This window comes from Streptomyces sp. NPDC005181 (genome assembly GCF_040608395.1).
Classification (GTDB): Bacteria; Actinomycetota; Actinomycetes; order Streptomycetales; family Streptomycetaceae; genus Streptomyces.
The window spans coordinates 1-2,276 of sequence record NZ_JBEXID010000225.1 but is presented as its reverse complement, the minus strand read 5'-3'; the positions used below and the strand labels follow the sequence as shown (position 1 = coordinate 2,276).

Annotated in this window: 1 protein-coding gene and 1 pseudogene; both read right to left on the bottom strand. The window is 64.9% G+C overall.

Annotation, left to right across the window (positions count from 1 at the left end; translation table 11 throughout):
- Window positions 1-226: 226 nt before the first annotated feature.
- Window positions 227-850 (bottom strand): hypothetical protein, encoded by a 624-nt coding sequence (locus ABZV38_RS40180; protein WP_356333890.1) that lies wholly within the window; start codon window positions 848-850, stop codon window positions 227-229.
- A gap of 1,031 nt (window positions 851-1,881) precedes the next feature.
- Window positions 1,882-2,181 (bottom strand): annotated as a pseudogene (locus tag ABZV38_RS40175) (transposase); the annotation flags it as partial.
- Between the last annotated feature and the right edge of the window lie 95 nt (window positions 2,182-2,276).

Genomic DNA, 2,276 nt, shown 5'->3' with positions numbered 1-2,276 from the left:
GGGTTCTGTGCTGGGCATAAGAAACGGTTCTCCTGTCGTGCCCTCTCAGGCTAACCCGCAGAACGGGATGTCTCACCCAAGGCTGACAGAGAGGGCGCGGGCGGCGGCGTGGGGAAGCCCACTCCCGGACTGCCGCACGCCGGCTGGGCCCTGCATGCTGAGGTTCTGGCTGGGGCGCCATCGGACTGCGGCCTGGTGGCGGTGAGATGGGCGCTCCTGCGGGTGGTCAGCCTGCCACTGCCTCCTGCTGAGGCTCGGCCGCAGCAGGCTCCGAGGCAGCCGTCGCGGTGTAGAAGACGGACGAGCCCTGCTTGGTGCGCTGAGCCTGGCTCTTGGCGACCAGCCCTTCGAGGGTGGTACGCACAACGGTGGTCTTGACGCCACGGTCAGGGTAGGCCTGCGTGAGCGCGGCGGAGACCTCGGTGGCGGACCGCGGCTCGCTCTGCTGCTCCAGGTGACCGCGGATCAGGTTGACGAGGGTCGGCTTAGCGGCTGTCTCGGGTGCCTTTGCGGACGAGGCCTTGGCGGCGTTCTTCTTGGGTGCCGTCGCCGTTGCACTCGTGGCGGCCGCCTTCTTCGGCTTGCTCTGCTGGGGTTCGGCAGTGGTCTGACGCGGCACGGTCGGCGCGACCATGGTGTCCGCCTCACCGGCTGCACTCGCGCCGCCGAGTGCCTTCTGCATGCTCACCAGCACGGTGTGGTCGTGTTGCAGGGCACCCAACTGCTCCTGCAACGCATCGATCTCGGCACTGATGCGTTCCTGCTCCTTGACGTTGCGCTCAAGGTCGCCCGTCACCTGGGCGATGTACTGCGACGCCAGTCCTGTGGCGTGGACCTGAATTTCAGACATGGCACGGGCCTTTCTGTAGCTCGCGGGTACGGCGGTGAAAAGCACGAACCCGGTACGCGAGCGGATGGAGGCAGGTGCCCCGTCTGTGCTGACCGGGACACCCGCAGGACACAACTGCCGCAGCGTGCAGCAGTGTCTAGAGATAGTACGCACGAGTAGAGCCCTGATGTGCCAGTCGAGTGATGTCTCACTCTTCCCTTCAGGGTGAGGAGCCAGCAGATGCGGGGCATGCAACGACGAGGCTGACGGGGGCGCTGTCACTGCTGAGCCGCCGTGCGGCCCACCCTGGCCTGGGGGGACAGGTGCCAGGCGACTTCGTCGGTATCCCGGTAGTACTGCCAGACAGCGAGCGAGCGCGAAGTCACCAGCCGGTCGAGGAGTTTCTCAGTCTGGTGGGGCGAGTGGCTGCTAGGGAAGAACTGGAACGCGTGATCGGTGGGCGACTGCCTGAACGGCTAGACAGCTGAACGGCAGCCGGGTCGCCGTAAATCCTCGTCCTCGGCAGTGGCTCCGGCGACGGGCAGAAGCAGAACGGTGCCAGCAGCGAAGACCACGAAGATCATCTTGCGCATGCCCTTCCAATGCAACAAGCAGTACATCGGACACGGCCCAGCTCCAGGAATCACTCCGGCGAGATCATCGGCTGCCCAGTGAAGGAGAGGCCTCACGGAACGCCACGGAGGGCGTCAACCCGGCTGTTCTTGAGTTAGGTCAAGGAGAGTTTGCCTATTGGGCGCATGCCGGGACCAGGCCGAGTCCGGCGAGACTTTCGCCTCCGTGCGGCGGCCCGTTGAGAGGTCTTCGCACGGTGAGGAGCCACCGCGCCGGCTCCTCACCGGACAGGGTTGCGCGACGGGACGCGATCGGACTTGGCGGTCAGAGGGATGACCACTGCCCCGGGTTCTGCCGTCTCCCTGAGCAACAGGGCGAACAACTGCTTGTCAATCAGGTCTGACGCTCAGCTGGGCCAACTACAGCGCTATGGGGCCAACTGAAGTGCTAAGTCTCATGTCCCCCTGCGACTGAACACGCTAGTGTCCTGCGCCGGGAATTCGATCAAGATATGTGGCGAGGCGTTCGAGGATCTCGTCGGCGGTCTTCGTCCAGGCGAAGGGGCGGGGGTTCTCGTTCCAGGTCTTGATCCAGTTTCGGATGTCCTTCTCCAGCGCGTGGAGGGACTTGTGGGTGCCGCGCCGTATCTGCTTGTCCGTCAGGAGTGCGAACCAGCGCTCGACCTGGTTGAGCCAGGAGGAGTAGGTCGGGGTGAAGTGCATGTGGAACCGGGGGTGGACCGCCAGCCACTTCCTGACCGCCGGCGACTTGTGGGTGCTGTAGATGCCCCTATGTTTCGTCAAGTGGTGAGGACGGAACCGGGATGGCGGTCCTCGGCAGGATGTGTCGGTAGATCTCGCGGGCGACGTAGCGT